Genomic DNA, 18,745 nt, shown 5'->3' on the forward strand with positions numbered 1-18,745 from the left:
GCTTACAGCCCTGCGCTGGCGAGCATGGCGGATGCACCTTGTTCTGCGCCGTCTGCATGGGATTGAAGCATACGGTACATCTCGCGCCCAACGCCCCATTCCGGAACGGGGTCGGGTGCTGGTTTTCGCGCTGAAAGGTCAACGGTGGTCGAAAGTTCTCCGGTTGCGGCACATACTTTCACGACATCGCCGGTTTGCAGCATGGAAAGCGGCCCTCCGCCCAGCGCCTCTGGCGTGCAATGAATGGCCGCTGGCACTTTACCCGATGCACCGGACATACGGCCATCGGTTACCAGCGCCACGGAATGCCCGCGGTCTTGCAGGACAGCGAGCGACGGCGTCAGCGAATGCAGCTCCGGCATTCCGTTGGCACGCGGGCCTTGAAAACGGACGACAACCACAACATCCTTGTCGAGCTCCCCTGCTTTGAAGGCTGTGACCACGTCGGCTTGGTTCTCAAAAACGCGGCAGGGCGCTTCAACCGTAAATCGCTCGGGCGCGACAGCGGAGGATTTGAAACAGGCGCGGCCCAGATTGCCCGTCACCAGCTTCATTCCGCCATCAGCAAGAAACGGATCGGACGCAGGACGCAGCATCGTATCATCACGGCTTTCCATGACCGGTGACCAAGCAAGCGTGTCACCCTCAAGCACAGGCTCCGCCGTGTATGCTTCCATTCCGCCGTCCGAAATCGTCAGCAAATCTGCGTGGGCAAGCCCTTCATCGAGCAGTGTATGGGTGACATAGGCCATGCCGCCGGCTGAATGGAAATGGTTCACATCGCCTGAGCCATTCGGATAGACCCGCGCGAGCAGCGGTACGACGCTCGACAGCTCTGCCAGATCATTCCAATCAAATACGATGCCCGCTGCACGGGCCATCGCTGGAATGTGGATCGCATGGTTGGTCGATCCCCCGGTTGCGAGCAGGCCGATAACTGCATTTACAATGGCTTTTTCATCCACGACCTGCGCCAGAGTGCGCTCCGTAGTGCCTGCAAGCTCAGCGAGCCGGTGAACTGCCGCCCGATCTAGCGACTGACGCAGCTTGGTGCCTGGCTGCACAAAAGCGCTACCCGGAATATGTAGGCCCATCATCTCCATCATCATCTGGTTAGAATTGGCCGTGCCGTAGAATGTGCAGGTGCCCGGTGAATGATAGCTGCCAAGCTCGCTTTCAAGCAGCGCGTCGCGGCCAATCTGGCCGGCTGCGAATTTCTGGCTGGTTTCCTGCTTCTGTTGATTGGAGATGCCCGATGGCATCGGACCGGAAGGCACGAATACGGCTGGCAAGTGACCAAACCTGAGCGCGCCCATCAACAGGCCCGGCACAATCTTGTCGCAAATGCCGAGACACGCTACACCGTCATACATCTGGTGCGACAGCGCGACGCCGGTCGACATGGCAATGACATCGCGGCTGAACAGTGACAATTCCATGCCGTCTTCGCCCTGTGTCACACCGTCACACATTGCGGGTGTGCCGCCTGCGACCTGCGCGGTTGCGCCAACCTCGCGCGCGAAAATTTTCATCCGGTCAGGATAGCGGCCATAGGGCTGATGCGCGGACAGCATGTCATTGTACGCGCTGACGATGCCGATGTTCGGCCCGCGACCTGCTTTCATCGCGTCCTGATCTTCCATCGCACCTGCAAAAGCATGGGCGAGGTTGGAGCAAGCGACATCCTTATGCTCGGGCTTGCGATCAGCTTCGCGTTGCATCAGTTCAAGATAAGCGGACCGGCTGGCTTTGGAATTCTCGATTATCCGCTGCGTTACACGGTGGATCGTATCGTTGAGCTTAGTCATGCCAGCTTACTCCGTCGCGTTCGGTTAGCGCGATGGCGGCGCTTGGCCCCCATGTGCCTGCGCTGTAAGTCTTTGGTGTGATACCCGCTTCTTCCCAAACGGCGCGGATTGCATCGATCCAATGCCACTGCGCCTCCACCTCGTCCCGGCGTACAAACAGGGTTTGATCACCTTGGATTAGGTCAAGTAAAAGCCGTTCATAGGCAATGCGCCGGTGCTGCCCGACGAAGGCGTCGGGCATCGTAATCTCCAGCGGCACCTGGCGCAGCTTCACCCCGTCTGTCCCAAGGCCGGGGACCTTCGCCATAAGAGACAGCGTGATATTCTCTTCTGGTTGAATCCCGATCAAAAGCTGGTTTGGCTGCATTCCGGCACCCATGCCTTCAAAAATGGAGTGCGGGACACTGCGAAATCTTACAACAATTTCGGTCACACGCTCGGGCAGGCGTTTGCCGGTGCGCAGGTAAAACGGCACACCTTTCCAGCGCCAATTGTCGACATGGGCCTTGATCGCGACGAACGTTTCGGTGTCGCTGTCTTTGCCAAGCTCATCATCATAGCCGGGCACCGCTTCGCCATCGACTGCGCCTTTGCGATACTGACCGGTGACAGTCTCATCCGGGTTTACGCGGCGCAGCGCCCGCAGCGCTTTGACTTTCTCATCGCGCACGGCGGTCGCATCAAAGCTGGTTGGCGGCTCCATCGCGACCAGTGCGAGTAGCTGAAGCATGTGGTTTTGCACCATGTCGCGCATCGCGCCGCTATCGTCGTAATAGCCTACGCGCGATTCCAGGCCGACAGTCTCGCCGACCGTGATCTGCACATGCTCGATATAGTTTGAGTTCCAGATTGGTTCGAACAGGATGTTGCCAAACCGCAGAGCGAGAAGGTTCTGAACGGTTTCTTTGCCCAGATAGTGGTCGATCCGGAAAATCCGGTCTTCGGTAAAGGCGTCAGCAACCGCATCATTGATGGCGCAGCTGCTCTGCAGATCTGTGCCGAGAGGTTTTTCCAACCCGATGCGAACGTGGTCACCGGTCAATCCGGCATGCTGCAATCCAGCGATCGTCGGCCCAAACAGGCTGGGTGCGGTGGAGAGGAATATGGCGAGGCCGCCATCGCCATCTTCGTTTGTCGACGGGCCGACCTTATCCGCCAATTCGGCAAAGCCATCCAATGTGGTCGCATCAAGTGCTTGATAAAAAAGCCGGTTCAGGAACGTCGCCATCCCGCCGCGGCGCTCAGCCGGGAGGAATGTCTCAAGCGCCTCACGCGCCATATTCCGAAATTCGGTATCGTCGATATCGCTGCGAGCGGTTCCGACAATCCGCAGGTTTTCCGGAAGCAGTCCATCGGCGTCGAGAGCGCAAAGGCTTGGCAAAAGCATTCGCCGCGCAAGGTCTCCGGTTGCTCCGAATAGCAGCAAACGATCCGCGGAAATTGCCGGTTTGTCCATACGTGAATTATCCCTCGGTTTGGCCACTGCGCACTATGGTGAGTGGTTTAGCGCGCTGCGCTCGCAACCACCATAGCGCCGCATAGCTATTCAAACATTCTCAGAAATCTCCGCTTTTTGTCCCATCTGGGACATTCAGTGATTGGCTGCACGATCCTAACCAAGGCTCACTTCAGCGCAGCGAACGACACGGGGTCGTTCTGCGCAGGTTTAAAAGGATCGTACTATGAAATCTCTCGTGATCGCGCTGGCGGGAACCGCGCTGGTAAGTGTTACCGTTACATCTGGCGCAATCGGTGCCGAACGTGTCGAGGCGGCCGGGCCGTTCGACAAGCTTAAAAAGAAGATCAAGAAAGCCAAGAAAACCGCCGAAGATGTGGATGCCGTCGCCACCGAAGTTGACCGCGCAAACCGCACCAATGGCCGGTCGCTGCTTGGCAGTGCAGCCGGATCATCCAGGCAATCTGGTTGTCATGCCAATCGCGGCAGCACATCAAATTCGCCTTGCACAGCGAAGGCGCCTGGTCACGTGGGCGGTGCAGCTCCGGCCCCGGCCAAATTCAAGGGGCAAACCAATTGTGCAAGCCTTGGTCTTGGCAATGCATTCATCGCTGAAGGCGGCAACTACACCTTTAGCCAAGGTATCAGCACCCAAGAACGCTCTGGCCTGATAAATCGCCGCAATGTCAGTGCAACAGACGGTTGTTTCTTTGGCGGTCTGGGAGTTGGCGATGTTCTTTATGTCGAATTCGACCGCAACAAATATAAGAAACACGACTATAAGATCCAATGCGTTTCGTATGACGGTTCGGAGCAACTCGACAACGTAAACGGGCCAAGTGTGGGCAATTACAAAGGCAAGGATGTGATGCTGCACACTGGTCACTCGCTTGGCTACACACCAACCGCCAGCGGCAGCAATTCCAGCCGGTCGGGTGCTTATGACAAGCATCTTGCAAAGCGCGGGCGCACGATGCTGACCTTCAATTTCGGGGCTCTCCACACCGACAAATCGGGCACAGATTTTTATTGCCAATGGTTCAATAAGAACTCCGGGCAAAGCGCGATTGCCTTCGCATACCGCCGCGGTCCGCAAGGTTAGGACCGTGTCCATTCATTGGTTCATCGCTGGTCTACGATCCCGGCGCTGAACCATGCGGCGGCTGACTGGATTGCCTCCCCCCGGAGCATTCAGTCAGCCGCAGCGAACATCTCAATAGTATCAAGGAATTCAATATGCGTCTCAAAATCGCGGCCCTATCGGCCATTCTCGCCCTCGGCACAGCACCGGTTCTTGTTGCTCCAGCAGCAGCGCAGGAAAGCTCAGGCGAAGTTGCCAAGGACGGTTCATGCCCCAAAGGTTTCAAGGCCAGTGGTTCGTCGTGCAAGTCCTCCAGTCAGGTCGCAATCGTCAAGCTCGGCTCTTGCCCCACCGGTTTCAAAGCATCGGCCAATTACTGTGTCGGCGACAAAGGCGACTACGCGGAAGTGCGCAGCGGTTCGTGCCCATCGGGCCTCAAGGCATCAGGCAAATATTGCGTGAAGTGACATTTCACGCCCAATCGGCTTCGAAGGCGGTATTGAGCAGCGCTCTTTACCGCCTTCGAAGATTCGAAGTTTCTGACTGCAACAGGAAAATCTGACCCGCCTATGTCATCCGAAAACGACCAGACTATCGTCGATCGAATGATCCGGGATGCTTATGCGATCCTGCGCAAGCCAGAAAGCGTGATTTCGCTGTTGGAGCAGGGGGATCGGCATTTCGGTTTGGGTAGCGAAGGTTTCGCCGATGCGGAGCGCCATTTTGATGAGGCCGGCAGCCTGATTGATGAGCTATCCCCGCTGACAGGTAGCGATTTCGCTGAATTCACATCCGGAAATTCCGCGATGCCGGCGACCGAGCTAACGCTCGACATTAAGTTCGCGGTTGTAGCCATCGACCCTGCAGTCTTTGCCGAGGCGAGAATTACGGTAGGTCAGATTGTGCCGGAATGGATCTGGGATCCGGTTGAGAAAACCCAGGATATTCGGCTGGCAAAGACCGCAGGCGAGGGCACCTCTCACGGTTTCGTCAGGCTGTTTGTCTCCGCCGACGATGACCAAGGGCGTTGGTTCAATCTTGAAGTATCGGGAGAGGGGGAGCAGCGCCTCATCCACTTCAGGCTGATCCAATTTCGCTGGCAGGTTGCCGCTGGTGACCGTTTTCAAGAGGCCTTGAACCTGACCGACACCGAGCTGGCTCTGACACGGCATTTGGTGGCAGGCGGCAGCGTGCGCAGCTTTGCTGAGAAGCGCGGGAGATCAATCGGCACGGCCCGCAATCAACTTAAGATGCTGCTGCGCAAGCTCGCGATCGGATCACAGCAAGAGCTGCTGATGCTCTATACCGGATTTGCCCATTCACTGCGGATGATAGACAGCGCACCGGGGCCCAAGCGGCATTTCTGCTCACGTATCCATCACGAGGGTGATGGTGATCGGATCGCGTGGGAACAACACGGCGACCCCGAAGGACTGCCCGTTCTTTACTATCACCCATTTTTCGAAGGTGCCCTGTTTACCGAAGAGCAGGACGCGGCAGCCCGCGCTGCGGGATTGCGGATCATTGCGCCCTGGAGGCCGTATTTCGGTGAAACCACGGGGATTGGTTCACGCGCTGCATTGGTTGAAAGCTTTGGCCACCGGCTCGAGATGATGCTTGGCGATATTGGCGTCGAAAAATGCGCCATTCTCGCCAACCGTGCCGGAGCGCCCTATGCGATTTCCTTTGCCAAACATCACGCGCACAGATGCTGCGGCGCGGTGCTCGCCGGGCCTGTGATACCGTTTCCGACTTGGGCGGATTTGCGGCGAACCAAGACCGGATATCGGCGCCCACTACAACTCACCCGCCTCGCCCCATCCTTTGCGCGGGTCTATATCAGGGCAACACTTGCCGGATCATTGCGAGGGGACTTCGACAAGTTTCTTGAAGACCTGCTCAGGGATAATCCGACCGATCGGGCGTTCTTCAGGAAGCCGGAAGTAAGGGAACTCGTCAGGCTCGCTGGCACATACACCTTCGCCAAAACGCTGGATGGCCCGGTTGAAGGGGTAATAATGGAGGCAAGCGACTGGAGCGAATACTGCCGCGATATCAAAATTCCTGTCGTCGTCGCGGTGGGCGATCAGGAAGGCTCCGTCAGCCTCGAGCATTTTGGCGATTTCGCGGATGAGTACGGTTTTGAATTGGCAACCGGTTTCCAGCGTTCGAGCGAACTTGTCTTACACGACGACCCCGCGCGGATTTTTGCGATGCTGAGGCAGCAACTCACGGCTTAAGATGATCAGACAACTGATTGACGTTTTTCAAGGCGAATTGTGTGCGCAGAATGTCCCCTTGCGCTGGTATGACGATCAATTGTCCGGCATAGCGTATTGCATAGCTATGCATTGCCCTTTGGGAGGGGCGCCTGATGGACAATGTTCGCAAACCCGCGCGAGTTACCAGTTTCGATGTCGCTGAACGCGCTGGCGTAAGCCAGTCGACGGTTAGCCGTGCGCTGTCAGGATCGTCAGTGATCAGCGAGGCCACCCGTGACAAGGTGCTCGGCGCGGCGCAGGAACTCGGATATTTCGTTGATGAGCGCGCTGCGCGTCTCCGGCGCGGCCATACTGGTACAATCTCAACCGTAGTAATCTGCAAGCCGGGCGGCGGCGCGCGCGATGTGAACCCGTTCTCCTATGCACTTTTGGGCGGTATTTGTGCCGCTGCCGCCGAACGCGGCCTTGAAGTTCTGGTTTCGCTTCAGGCTGAAGAGGAGCGTTTGTTCGGTCACTATGTCGAGCGCGGTCAGGCCGAAGGTATGATTGTGATCGGCACCACGGCGAACCGCACCGCTTGGGATTACTTTCGCAAGGTGGGCGAGAATACACAGCCAGTTGCCTATTGGGGATCGCCTTTGGGTGACCTTGATTGGGTTTCTTCGGATAATGAAGCGGGCGCGCGGCTGGCCGCAGAGCATCTGGTCGAGCAAGGCTGCAAAGAATTGATCGTGGTCGGCTCTCACACAAGCACGCAGCGCCAGTTCGCTGAACGGGTTGATGCATTTATCGCCCGCGCCAAACAATTGGGGGTCGCTGCAAGTCTGGCAACCATCGAACCAGGCGGCGCCCGCCGTGAGCAAGGACGCATGGCGACCGAGGCACTGTTGGAGGGCGGCGAGAGTTTTGACGGCATCTTCGCGGTTTGTGATGCCCTTGCTTTCGGAGTTATGGAAGCATTGCAAACAGCCGATCTAAGCATCCCTGATGATGTTAAGCTGGTTGGGTTTGATGGTATTCCGGCAAGCGAACTGACAACGCCGCCTCTCACGACGATTGAGCCTGACCTTGATCAGGCAGGCCGATTGCTTGTCGAAGCGATTGCTGATGGAAGCGAAGAATCAAGCACACGGCGCGTTCCGGTTAGATTGTTGGTGCGCGGCAGCAGTGAAAGAACAGGCTTTTCTTTCACTGTAAATTCAATAGGCTGACCTTGTAAGAGGGGCCTCTATGAAACTGAAATTCATCCAATTTGTGACTGTGAGTGCCGCTGCGTCACTCGGTATCTTCTCATCGCCCTTGTCAGCGCAAGAAAGCGAAGTCGATCCAGCCCCGGACTACAGCGGGATGGAATATGATCAGCTTGTGGCCGTTTTCCGCGAAGATCCGCGCCGGTGGTCAGCCGAACCGTGCGAGTTTGGGGTGCCGCTGCTTTCCGCGATGGAGGCTAAGAATCCAGCCGCGGATCCCGTCCGAACGATTCACTTTCTTGCTCAAATCTATTGCTCGGACACCGGCAAACAATACCCGCAAGCACTGCAGGTGTTCGATCAGTTAGAAGCGGCTTTCCCTCAAGACGATTATTCCGATCTCGGGTTCTATCTGCTGACCCGCAACGATGCGGCTGACCGCGCGCTTGACCGCCTGAAGGCTCTCGATTTCGAAAGCGCGGGTGAGCTTTCCGAAGATCGTTTCTGGTTTGTAGTCAGAATGCTGAGCCGCGAAGGTAAGAACGATGAGGTCAGTGATCTGGCGTTGGAATGGTCGGGGAACGGCATATTCGGTGCGCTAACCCGAGGACAACAATCTGGACTGGCGTTCAGGGCCTTGTCCTCTGCTATTCGTCAAGACCGCTTGGATGAAGGTGAGAAATTGCTCAGCCTGATCACCAGCCCGCGCAGCTATATCTCATTGCTGACCGAGCGCGAGTACGAACCACTCTGGCCAGCGATTGAGCGGCGGGCAGGCCCAAACCTTAAGACCGTCGGCGCAGAAGATGTCAGATTGACAGGCACCAGGCTTGAAAACAACGAAGCCGACCGCGATCGGTTTTCCGAAGCTGCGCACGCACTGCATTTTGACGGGCGGTTTGAGGACGCAATCGCGCTTGCGCAGCAATGGCAGAAACGCGAAAAGCGTGGCGAGGAACTTGAGGAAGGCGACGGCTGGGCGCTGAATATTCAGGCATATGCTTATGATTCCCTCGGGAAGCCTGAATTGGCCGATGCGGTCTTCGACAAGCTCGCCGAGCTTGATCCTGATGAGAACCCGTGGGTCGTCAGTTTCGTCATAAACCGCGCTTCGCGGCTAATCGGACAGGGTCGATGGGACGAAGGAGTTGAGGCCGCGAAAGTCGCCCGAACGGTGGCTGAAGAAAACGGCAACACTTACGCAAAGGCGATCATCGCCAGCAATCTCGCTTGTGCCTATGTGAAGACCGGACAGCGAGACAAGATCGCTCCTGAAATCGCCTTTCTGCGCGAGAATAGCGAAGAGGGCTTGGTGCTTGCAGCGAAGGGATTGATCTGTGTCGAGGAGCGGCAGGAAGCGGTCGATTTATTGATGGCTGCGTTCGCAGATCCTACCCAGAAAGATACGGCACTTGGCGCATTTCAGGTCGACGAACTTGACCTTTTCTACACGCAATCAATGCTACCCGATGCAAGCGATTTGCTGCCTGAATTCCCTGAATTGCGCGCCGAATTGACAAAACACCGGAGGGATATGCCGGAAAGCTATATTCCGCAGGCTGCGCTGAAACGGGCGGTTCTCGAATTACCGGAATGGGAGTGACGCGCCTGTCAGGGTATTTCGCTGACTAGCACCGAACTGTATTCAAACTGGCTGGGGCCAAAGCTGGTTAGGAAGCTGACATCGGCGGCATCGCGTCCAACACCGATCTTTGTCGTGTTGTCCGGCCGCGCCATGCCGGTTCCATCGACAAGTTGCCACGACCCGCCGCCTTCGCAATCCGGATCAGCCAAGAACACTTCGGCGACTGCGTGAAAATCTGGCGGGTTCACGCCTGGTGAAAAACAGGCGACGTAGCGCGCCGGAATTCCCGATGCGCGGGCCAGAGTTACAAGAACGTGGGCATAATCGCGGCAAATGCCCTGCCGCGCGATGAACGTATCGCCAGCACCGGTGTTTGGCCCGCTGGCGCCGGGTACGTAGCTGATGTTCTGCTCTATCCAGTCGCGTATGGCCTGAACGCGGATGCCGCCCGACGTGCCAGCAAATTCTGTCTCAGCGAAATCATGGAATTTCTCTGCAGCGCAATACCGGGAATCAAGCAAATACTGAACCGCAGTTCCGGGCAATTGATGAAAGGGAAGCGCGCTCAATTCAGCAAGGCTTTCAACCTTCCGATGCAATTCGACTGATGCAGTGTATTGAACCTCGAAGCGGCCCTCGACATGCACCCAGATACGCTCTCCGATGGAGTCTTGCGCCGGGATGCGCGCCATCCGCCCTGCAGTGCTCAAACGGGTATCGGTCGACAGGATAGCTTGCTCGTCAAGCGCTGCGGCTTCGAACTGCAAAAGCACATCGGTTGGTTGATCGACCTCACATGCGAAGGAGACTGAGATATTGAAGGGCATGGCTCTTTTGCTGGCGCGTCAGGAGACGACCACGCCATAGAGATCATGCGCGTCGGCATCTTCGACCTCGACAATCACGATATCGCCTGCGGACAGCGTTTCGGGAACATTGCGCAAATAGACTGCGCCGTCGATTTCCGGAGCATCGGCCTGACTGCGACCGGTTGCGCCGATATCGCCGTCTTCATCGGGTTCCCCGACCTCATCGAGAATGACGGGAATGGAACGTCCGACCTTGGCGGTTAGCTTGGCTGCGCTGATCCGTTCGGTCACCTCCATCAGCCGGGCGTAGCGTTCTTCCTTGATCTCTTCCGGCACGGGATCGGGCAGATCGTTCGCCTTTGCGCCTTCGACCGGTTCAAAACGGAAAGCGCCAACACGGTCGAGCTGCGCTTCTTCAAGCCAGTCGATCAGATATTTGAAATCATCTTCGGTCTCGCCGGGAAAGCCGACCACAAAAGACGACCGGACCGCGATGTCAGGGCAAATGTCGCGCCAGCCTTTCAGCCGTTCCAGCACTTTCGCTTCGTTCGCGGGGCGGCGCATGCGTTTCAGTACGCTGGGCGCTGCATGCTGGAATGGGATATCGAGATAAGGCGTCAGCAGCCCTTCCGCCATCAACGGGATGACTTTGTCGACATGTGGGTAGGGGTAGACATAGTGCAGCCGCACCCATGGCGCCGCATCATCCGAAGTGCGCAACTGGCCAAGCTCGCGGGCGAGATCGGTCATATGGGCGCGTACTTCGCGGCCTTTCCACTGGCGCGGATCATGCTTCGTATCGACGCCGTAAGCCGACGTATCCTGACTGATGACGAGCAGCTCTTTTGTGCCAGCAGCGACCAGTTTCTCCGCCTCTCGCAGCACCGCGTCAATCCGGCGGCTTGCGAGCTTTCCGCGAAGGTCTGGAATGATGCAGAAAGAGCAGGAATGGTTGCAGCCTTCGGAAATTTTCAGATAGCTGTAATGGCGCGGGGTCAGCTTGATATCGGGCTGTGGGATCAGGTCGACATACGGCCCCTGCGAAGGCGGGGCGTGCGTGTGCACCGCATCTACGACCTGTTCGTATTGGTGCGCACCTGTCACGGCGAGGACTTGCGGATGCGCGGCGCGGATCGCGTCGGCCTCTTCACCCATGCAACCAGTCACGATAACGCGGCCATTTTCAGAAATTGCCTCACCAATCGCGGCAAGACTCTCTTCTTTGGCGCTGTCCAGAAAGCCGCATGTGTTGACGAGCACGACGTCTGCACCCGCATAATCGGGGCTCATCGCGTAGCCATCGGCGCGCAGACGGGTGAGGATCCTCTCGGAATCGACCAGTGCCTTGGGACAGCCAAGCGAGACCATACCGACGCGTTTCTGGTCTGGGAGAGAAGTGGTTGCAGTGTTCATCTTGGCCGCGCCTCTACACTCCTTCTTATGGTTGTGCCAGAGCCACCCGCGCCCTCCACCCTTCCACCCGGAACAGTTTCGGATACAATCCGGGCGGAAGGGTGGAGGGCGCGGGTGGCGCGGCCTCGCAAATATCCAGGGAGAATTGAGATGGCTGATTTTGCATTATGGCCGGTGCTGGCGGGCGCGGCGGCTTTCTTTGTGGTCGGAGGGCTGTGGTATGGCGTGATCTTCAGCAAAGCCTGGCAAAAGGCCGCTGGCTTGTCGGACGAAGATGTTCAGAGCGGCAATATGCCTTTGTTATTCGGGCTGACATTCTTGTTTGAAGTGCTGATCGCGATGGTGCTTTGGCACTTGATCGCGCGCACCAACCCGGCGGCTCATGTTGTGATGATGATGTCGGTCGGATTTGCGGTTGGTGTGATGATCCCTGCGGTCGGGATACACTATTTGTATCTGCGCAAGAGCCTGACGCATTTCCTGATCGATGCAGGCCACATGCTGGTCGGAATGGCCGCTATGGGCGGAGTATTCTTGTTGTTCCTCTAGCCGGATTCCGATCTCACGCGTGATCGCGTGTCCGAAGTTATGCGAGGAAAGCTAAGTGAGCGTATGCGAACACCGGCGTCTGCGGCGCTAGAAAATCAGTGCCCATCGCCCTTCGTGGTGCCGTTTTCGCTTGGCACGATTTCGACGATCACATCGCCCGGCTCAAGGCTTTTGCACTCTTCTTCCCAGTACCCAATGGCGCGGCCATTGCGGTAGATACGAAGCCCGCGTCCCCCGCTGCTGAGGTCTGAAATGGAGCAACCGCACTCTTCTTTGGTCACGATACGCTCGACAAGCTGAACGCGGCCATTCACCGATGCAAGATCGGCGAGATAGTCGGCGATATGCTCACCTTTGGCCGATCCTGCGAGCAGCAGGCCAGTGAAGCGGACCGGGTTGATGACATTGTTTGCGCCCGCTTGCCGCGCAAGCAGCTCGTTATCGTCTGCGCGTACCACCACACTGATCGGGACTTTCGGCGCGAGGTGGCGCACGGTCAGCACAATCAGAATTGAGGTATCGTCGCGTCCGGCAGAGACCAGCACATTGCTTGCCTCCTGAATGCGGACAGCTTTCAGTGTTTCATCACGGGTCGCGTCAGCGCCCATAATGTTGACGCCGAGTTTTTCAGCCGAGACCAATCGTTCCTCGCTTGGGTCGACTACAACGATCTGGTTCGGATCGGTACCGCGTTCGATCAATTCCTCGACGCTTTGCGATCCGGAGATGCCATAGCCGAGCACGACCACATGATCGCTTAGTTTTTCCTGGATACGGGCCATGCGCCATTTCTCCCAGCTACGCTTGATAATGAAGTTGTAGGCGGTGCCCACGAAGATGAAAAATACCGCAAAGCGGATCGGTGTAACGATGACGGCTTCGATCAAACGAGCACTGTCGGTGACCGGAGCAATATCGCCGAAGCCGGTCGTGGTGATCGAGATCATCGTGAAATAGACAATGTCGAGGAAGCTGACGTGGCCATCGACGCTATCTACCAGGCCATCGCGGTCGAGCCAGTGGATGAACACCACAATACCAATGAGGAACAGCGCCAAACCCAGACGAATGCTCAGATCGCCCCAGACGGGTATTTTAACAGCGCGGCGCAGCGGTTTAAACTTGCTCGCTGCAACCACCCGGTCCGATTTGCCGGACGCAATCCTGTCGGTCTGTTTCTTTGCCATGAATGCCCTAGCCTCGCGGCCTACCCCTCAAACCGCTGTGCCATCGCTTTAAGCGATGCATGGTGGGTAAGGTCAAGCTGTAGCGGCGTGACTGCAACATAGCCCTCGTCAATCGCTTCCAAATCGGTGCCGTGATCAAGAGTGTGCTCGATCGCGTGCAGGCCGAACCAGAAATAACGATGGCCGCGCGGGTCTTTGCCTTCGACGATGCTTCCACGCGAATAATCGTGAAATCCTTGGCGCACGACGCGGATGCCTTTCACTTCGCTTGCGGCAAGTGGCGGGAAATTCACGTTGACTAGGGTGCGTTCGTCAAACGGCGTATCAAGCAACGGCTCGATCACTTTTGCGCCCCATGCCAGCGCAGCGTCAAATGGCGCGTCGCCCGCAATGCTTTCGCGGGAATAGACCTGGCTCAGCGCAATCGAGCGGATGCCCGCAAGCGCGCCTTCGATAGCGGCAGAGACTGTGCCGGAATATGTGATGTCATCGCCCAGATTGGCCCCGCGATTGACACCGGACAGGATCAGATCAGGCGGGCTGTCCATCACTTCGCGCAGCGCCATCATCACGCTGTCGGTCGGTGTGCCGGTCACGGCGAATCTGCGCTCGGCAAATTGTTGGAGCCGCACAGGTTGGTTGAGCGTCAGAGAGTGCCCAGCACCCGATTGTTCCTCAGACGGGGCGCAGACCCAGATGTCATCCGAAAACTGCCGCGCGATTTTCTCAAGCACCTCGAAACCGGGCGCGTGATAGCCATCGTCATTGGTCAGCAAAATTCGCATTATGCGGCAGGCTCCAGCTTGGTCACGCCGCCCATATAGGGATGCAGAGCCTCGGGAACCACCACGCTGCCATCGGCTTGCTGATAGTTCTCGATAATCGCCACGAGCGTGCGGCCGACCGCGAGGCCGGAGCCGTTGAGCGTGTGAACGAATTCGGTCTTTTTCGAGCCTTCGGGACGGTAACGGGTGTTCATCCGCCGCGCCTGAAAATCGCCGGTGTTGGAGCAAGAGCTGATCTCGCGATAGGCGTCTTGTCCGGGCAGCCAGACTTCGAGATCATAGGTCTTGCGCGCGCCGAACCCCATGTCTCCGGTGCACAGCAGTACCTTGCGATAGGGCAGGGCGAGCGCTTGCAGGATGGCTTCGGCAGCCTCCGTCATGCGTTCGTGTTCGGCTTCGCTTTCTTCGGGCTTTACGATGCTGACCAGTTCGCATTTTTCAAACTGGTGCTGACGGATAAACCCGCGCGTATCGCGCCCCGCAGAGCCCGCTTCGGAGCGGAAGCATTGGGTCAGCGCGGTCAGGCGGATGGGCAGGGCGGTGTCGTCAAGGATGTCGCCCATGACAGAGGCGGTGAGGGGGACTTCGGATGTCGGGATGAGCCAGTGACGGCGGTGTTTGTTGTAGAAATCTATTGCAACGTCTGCCGATATTTTTTCCCAATCGAGATGATTAGTCGAGATCACGCCGCCGTTTTCTGTCGCGATTTGTTGCAGCCGTTCGAATACTACATCTGCTACATGCTCAGGTAGAATATCATTTGTCTGAAAGCTATCCTCGGCAAACTTTGGCAACTTATCCGTGCCATACATCGCCTCGTCTTTGACCAACACAGGCGGCATGCATTCGGTGTATCCATATTCGCGGGTTTGACGGTCGATCATAAATTGGCCGAGCGCGCGGTGCAGGCGGGCCATATCCCCGCGTAGAAAAGTAAAGCGCGCGCCGGATAGTTTCGTGCCGGTCTCGAAATCCATGCCCAAACCGGGTGCAAAATCAGCGTGCTCTTTCGGCTCGAAGTCAAAGCTCTGCTTTTCGCCCCAAGTGCTAACCTCGACATTGTCATTCTCGTCCGCGCCCTGAGGTACGTCGTCAAATGGCAGGTTCGGGATCACATCGAGCATGTCTTTGAGCTTGCCGCCAAGCTCGCGTTCTTGCTCTTCCAGCGCAGGCATATCCTGCTTGATCTGCGCGACTTCGGCCTTCAGCGCCTCGGCTTCGTCCGTGTTGCCCTGGCCCATGGCTTTGCCGATGGCTTTGGAGGCTTCGTTGCGGCGGCTTTGCGCCTCTTGCAGTTTGGTCGCAACCGCGCGGCGTTCTTCGTCCAGCGTCAGAATTTGCTGAGCTACGGGATCAAGCCCGCGCCGCGCCATAACTGCATCAAACCCTTCGGGGTTCTCTCGGATAAGTCTAATATCGTGCATGGCATGAGCCTATGCCCGCTTCATGGCGCATTGAAAAGTGTTCGTGAGAAAGGCGGGGCCGGAGAGTGTTTTCGGGAAGGTTCTCCGACCCCTTGGAGAGCCGATCAGAAGTTTATTTCGGCGGTGACAAACACCCGGCGCGGATCGCCGTAAAATCCGGTCAGAGTGCCTTCGAGGCCCAGCGTTGGCGCAAATGGCGCGCCGCCGGTGCCGCCGGTTACGAAGTTGTAGCCAGCCACGATATATTCTTTATCGAGCAGGTTTTTGCCGTGCACACCGATTGAAAACATGCCGTTATCGGCGGTGTAAACGACGCTGGCATCGACCAGCACAAAGCCATCCTGATCGAGGAACGGGTTGGGCGTCTCAAACTGGCTGGCATCCGAACGCAAAGATGCACTGCCGAGGAAATCCAACATGCCGCTGGCTGCCGGTACGCCCAGAACAAAACCCATATGGCCGGTGATTTCCGGCGTATTCTGGAACACGCGTTGATCAGCTACATCAACGCCAAAGGCATCGATGAAGGTGTTGAATTTGGCATCCAGCACGCCAAGCGACCAGTTCACATTGAAGCGGCTGCCGTCGCCCGCGAAATCCCGGCCAACCAGCGCGCTGCCTTCGAATTCGAGCCCGTTCACATCTGCCGATGCGGCGTTCGAAGTGATGCCGATAAAGCTGTCATTTACCCCGTCGCCAGTTGTGTCGAGCCCGATTGAGCCCGGGATTTGGACATCGCTGTATTGGCCCAGAAAAGCCGCAAGAGAGATGTTCAGACGGTTGTCGAGCAGCGAGGCTTTCCACCCCAGCTCATACGAATCGACCGTCTCCGGTGCGAAACGCAGAAATTCGAACTGATCGTCGAAATCGATGTCACCGTCACCGTCCAGATCAGGCGCAGCCGTGGTTTGGCCGCGCGGATCGAAGCCGCCTCCTTTGAAGCCCTGCGAGTAGGTGAAGTAGAGATTGTGGTTGGCATCCGGCTTCCAACTGATCGAGGCGCGCGGATTGAAGTCCTCGAACGTTTCGCTGCCCTGAAAATCGCTGGTCACTGCAATCGGGATCGCAGGACTGTTCGGGACAAAAAGATCAGAGAATCCGCCGATAAAGGTAGTGCGTAGAACGCGGCTCGTACGCTTGTCGTTCGTGTAGCGACCGCCAACCGAAACGCTGAGGCTATCGGTCAAATCGTAGCTGAAGTCACCAAAGACGGACCATGTTTCCGTACCGACATCGCCGAGCGTTTGAGCGTTCAGGCCGGGTAGGCTGATAAGATCGCCGGTTGTGAACAGCGCTACGTCAAACGCGGTGAAGGCATTGGCGCTTAGGTAGTATGCACCAAACACGCCCGACAGGCGGTCACCTTCGTAAAGCAGTTGCAGTTCCTGACTGAACTGGTCGTTTTCGTAGATTGCAGGCACATCAAGATCGGCGGCTGGAAGACTATCAAAATCGATCGGAGAGGTCGATTTGTCCTCGCGGTATCCGGTGATCGATTTCAGGGTCAGTGTGTCGGATAACTCAATCGCAATGTTGAGCGCGCCGCCATACGCTTCGACTTCTTGATCGACTACATTCAGCCCTGCGCGGGTATCAAATACGCTGTCGAGGACCGGTGCGCCGGTGAACAGACTCGTGATCAATCGTGAACCCTGACGGGCCTCGCTTTGGTCGAGCACATAGTCGCCCGAAAGCCGCACAAAGATCGGACCGTTGTCGAATTCCAGCGTGCCGCGCGCAGCCCAAACGTCCTTGTTGTAATTCTCGGTGCCAAGATTGAGGTTTTCTCCGAAGCCGCCGCGAGAAAGCCTTGCACCGCTCGCCCCAATTTTCAGGTTGTCGGAGATCGGGGTCGAACCAGTTATGATCAAGTCGGCCTGGTCAAACGATCCATAGGTGCCTCGGACCGAGAGGCTGGTTTCATCAGGTAAATCCGCAGTCACATATTTGATAGCGCCGCCAATCGTGTTGCGGCCATACAGCGTGCCTTGAGGACCGCGGAGAACTTCGATCCGTTCGACATCATAGACATCCAGAACGGCAGCTTGCGGGCGGTTTAGATAAACGTCATCAACGTAAAGGCCCACGCCTGCTTCAAAGCCTGCGACTGGGTCCTGTTGGCCGACACCGCGGATGAACGCGGTGAGGGTGGTGTTGGTGCCGCGGCTTACCTCAAGCGTGATATTCGGCACCTGCTGGGCGACCTGTGTGATGTCCTGCACGCCCTGTTGCTCCATTGCTTCGCCGGTCAGGGCCGTGACCGAAAGCGGTACGTCTAGAAGCGCCTCTTCGCGGCGACGGGCGGTGACAATGATACCGCTACCTTGCGTTTCAACTGCTTCATTGGCTGAGTCTTCAGCGTTATCCTGAGACATTGCCGGAGCGGCGGCCGCAGCAATTCCTGCAGAGCCAACCAACAGCAGGGCACGGGTGATCATCGTCTTTTTCATGAGTTTGGTCCTCTCCAAAACCGATATTTGCGACTCAGTATTGAAAGTTGAACCAACTTTCAAGTTGAACCTTGTGAAAGGTGCAGAACCTGCCTAGGCGTGGGGTCTGGGACAAAGGATAGGAACGCGGATGAGCAGCGAGGCGAAGATCGAAGCCCGTGCCAATGGCCAAGCGGCAAACGAGGCCAAAATTCCGCGCACCGAGCGCGGGCGCAAGACTTTGCGCAAACTGCTGGATGCCTCTGCAATCGAGTTTGGTGAAAAGGGGTTTCACGAAGCTTCGGTTAGCTCGATCACGCGCCGCGCCGGTGTCGCTTTGGGTAGTTTCTACACCTATTTTGACAGCAAGGACGCTTTGTTTCGCGCGCTTGTCGCTGATATGAGTGCGACCGTTAAAAGCAGCGCCCGGGCAGCCCTGTCAGAGGATATGAACGCGCTCGAAATTGAGCGTGCTGCACTTGCCGCATTTCTGGATTTTGCCCGCGAACACAAGGAAATCTACCGCATCATCGATGAAGCGGAGTTCGTCGATCCGCAAAGCTATCGCACCCATTATAAGACCATCGGCGAACGTATACAGGCCCGCCTGAAATCAGCCGGAGAAAGCGGAGAATTCCGCGCAGATCTCGGCGAGATCGAGGCTTGGGCGATAATGGGAATGAACGTCTTTGTCGGCCTTCGCTATGCCGTTTGGGGCGACAATGACACTGGCCAGAATCATTCCTCGCAAGACATCGCCCACGTTGTGAACCGGCTCCTTTCCGAAGGCGTTATGCGCAAGTAGCC

General features: G+C 57.1%; 15 protein-coding genes. 7 read left to right on the plus strand and 8 right to left on the minus strand.

Annotated elements, in window-relative coordinates; all coding sequences use genetic code 11:
* Positions 1 to 2: 2 nt before the first annotated feature.
* Positions 3 to 1,808, minus strand: coding sequence for a phosphogluconate dehydratase (edd, locus tag KCG46_RS06120; protein ID WP_218404382.1), 1,806 nt, complete (start codon positions 1,806 to 1,808; stop codon positions 3 to 5).
* Complete coding sequence (gene zwf, locus KCG46_RS06125; RefSeq protein WP_218404383.1) at positions 1,801 to 3,264, minus strand: glucose-6-phosphate dehydrogenase; 1,464 nt, start codon at positions 3,262 to 3,264, stop codon at positions 1,801 to 1,803. The genes edd and zwf overlap by 8 nt, the downstream gene beginning before the upstream one ends.
* A gap of 226 nt (positions 3,265 to 3,490) precedes the next feature.
* Here zwf and KCG46_RS06130 point away from each other — a divergent pair, with 226 nt between their 5' ends.
* The 5 genes from KCG46_RS06130 (at position 3,491) to KCG46_RS06150 (ending at position 9,360) form a co-directional block, all read left to right on the plus strand.
* Positions 3,491 to 4,366: a hypothetical protein gene (locus KCG46_RS06130; RefSeq protein ID WP_218404384.1), complete on the plus strand. Its 876-nt coding sequence runs from the start codon at positions 3,491 to 3,493 to the stop codon at positions 4,364 to 4,366.
* Between the two features lie 134 nt (positions 4,367 to 4,500).
* Positions 4,501 to 4,812, plus strand: coding sequence for a hypothetical protein (locus tag KCG46_RS06135; protein WP_218404385.1), 312 nt, complete (start codon positions 4,501 to 4,503; stop codon positions 4,810 to 4,812).
* Positions 4,813 to 4,914: 102 nt separating this feature from the next.
* Positions 4,915 to 6,585, plus strand: a complete 1,671-nt coding sequence (locus tag KCG46_RS06140; protein ID WP_218404387.1) for a bifunctional helix-turn-helix transcriptional regulator/alpha/beta hydrolase — start codon at positions 4,915 to 4,917, stop codon at positions 6,583 to 6,585.
* Positions 6,586 to 6,719: 134 nt separating this feature from the next.
* Positions 6,720 to 7,778: a LacI family DNA-binding transcriptional regulator gene (locus KCG46_RS06145; RefSeq protein WP_218404388.1), complete on the plus strand. Its 1,059-nt coding sequence runs from the start codon at positions 6,720 to 6,722 to the stop codon at positions 7,776 to 7,778.
* 19 nt (positions 7,779 to 7,797) lie between these two features.
* Positions 7,798 to 9,360, plus strand: coding sequence for a hypothetical protein (locus tag KCG46_RS06150; protein ID WP_218404389.1), 1,563 nt, complete (start codon positions 7,798 to 7,800; stop codon positions 9,358 to 9,360).
* Between the two features lie 8 nt (positions 9,361 to 9,368).
* Here the strand turns inward: KCG46_RS06150 and KCG46_RS06155 are convergent, their stop codons facing one another.
* Together KCG46_RS06155 and rimO are read right to left on the minus strand one after the other, a co-directional pair.
* Positions 9,369 to 10,169 (minus strand): transglutaminase-like domain-containing protein, encoded by an 801-nt coding sequence (locus KCG46_RS06155; protein ID WP_218404390.1) that lies wholly within the window; start codon positions 10,167 to 10,169, stop codon positions 9,369 to 9,371.
* 18 nt (positions 10,170 to 10,187) lie between these two features.
* Complete coding sequence (rimO, locus tag KCG46_RS06160) at positions 10,188 to 11,564, minus strand: 30S ribosomal protein S12 methylthiotransferase RimO (RefSeq protein ID WP_218404391.1); 1,377 nt, start codon at positions 11,562 to 11,564, stop codon at positions 10,188 to 10,190.
* Between the two features lie 150 nt (positions 11,565 to 11,714).
* Between rimO and KCG46_RS06165 the strand changes: the two genes are divergently transcribed.
* Positions 11,715 to 12,113: a DUF1761 domain-containing protein gene (locus KCG46_RS06165; protein WP_218404392.1), complete on the plus strand. Its 399-nt coding sequence runs from the start codon at positions 11,715 to 11,717 to the stop codon at positions 12,111 to 12,113.
* A 95-nt stretch (positions 12,114 to 12,208) separates the two neighbouring features.
* Here KCG46_RS06165 and KCG46_RS06170 read toward each other — a convergent pair whose 3' ends face one another.
* From KCG46_RS06170 to KCG46_RS06185, 4 genes are all read right to left on the minus strand, one after another.
* Entirely contained in the window at positions 12,209 to 13,300 is a 1,092-nt protein-coding gene (locus tag KCG46_RS06170) for a potassium channel family protein (RefSeq protein ID WP_218404393.1), read from the minus strand.
* Positions 13,301 to 13,320: 20 nt separating this feature from the next.
* Positions 13,321 to 14,085, minus strand: a complete 765-nt coding sequence (gene surE, locus KCG46_RS06175) for a 5'/3'-nucleotidase SurE (protein WP_218404394.1) — start codon at positions 14,083 to 14,085, stop codon at positions 13,321 to 13,323.
* Complete coding sequence (serS, locus tag KCG46_RS06180; protein ID WP_218404395.1) at positions 14,085 to 15,509, minus strand: serine--tRNA ligase; 1,425 nt, start codon at positions 15,507 to 15,509, stop codon at positions 14,085 to 14,087. The genes surE and serS overlap by 1 nt, the downstream gene beginning before the upstream one ends.
* A gap of 104 nt (positions 15,510 to 15,613) precedes the next feature.
* On the minus strand, positions 15,614 to 17,959 hold the full coding sequence (locus KCG46_RS06185) for a TonB-dependent receptor (protein WP_218404396.1): 2,346 nt from the start codon (positions 17,957 to 17,959) through the stop codon (positions 15,614 to 15,616).
* Between the two features lie 130 nt (positions 17,960 to 18,089).
* Here KCG46_RS06185 and KCG46_RS06190 point away from each other — a divergent pair, with 130 nt between their 5' ends.
* Entirely contained in the window at positions 18,090 to 18,743 is a 654-nt protein-coding gene (locus KCG46_RS06190; protein ID WP_218404397.1) for a TetR/AcrR family transcriptional regulator, read from the plus strand.
* The last annotated feature ends 2 nt before the right edge of the window (positions 18,744 to 18,745 follow it).

Origin of the sequence: Erythrobacter crassostreae, assembly GCF_019204045.1 — a bacterium.
GTDB classification, from domain to species: Bacteria; Pseudomonadota; Alphaproteobacteria; order Sphingomonadales; family Sphingomonadaceae; genus Erythrobacter; species Erythrobacter crassostreae.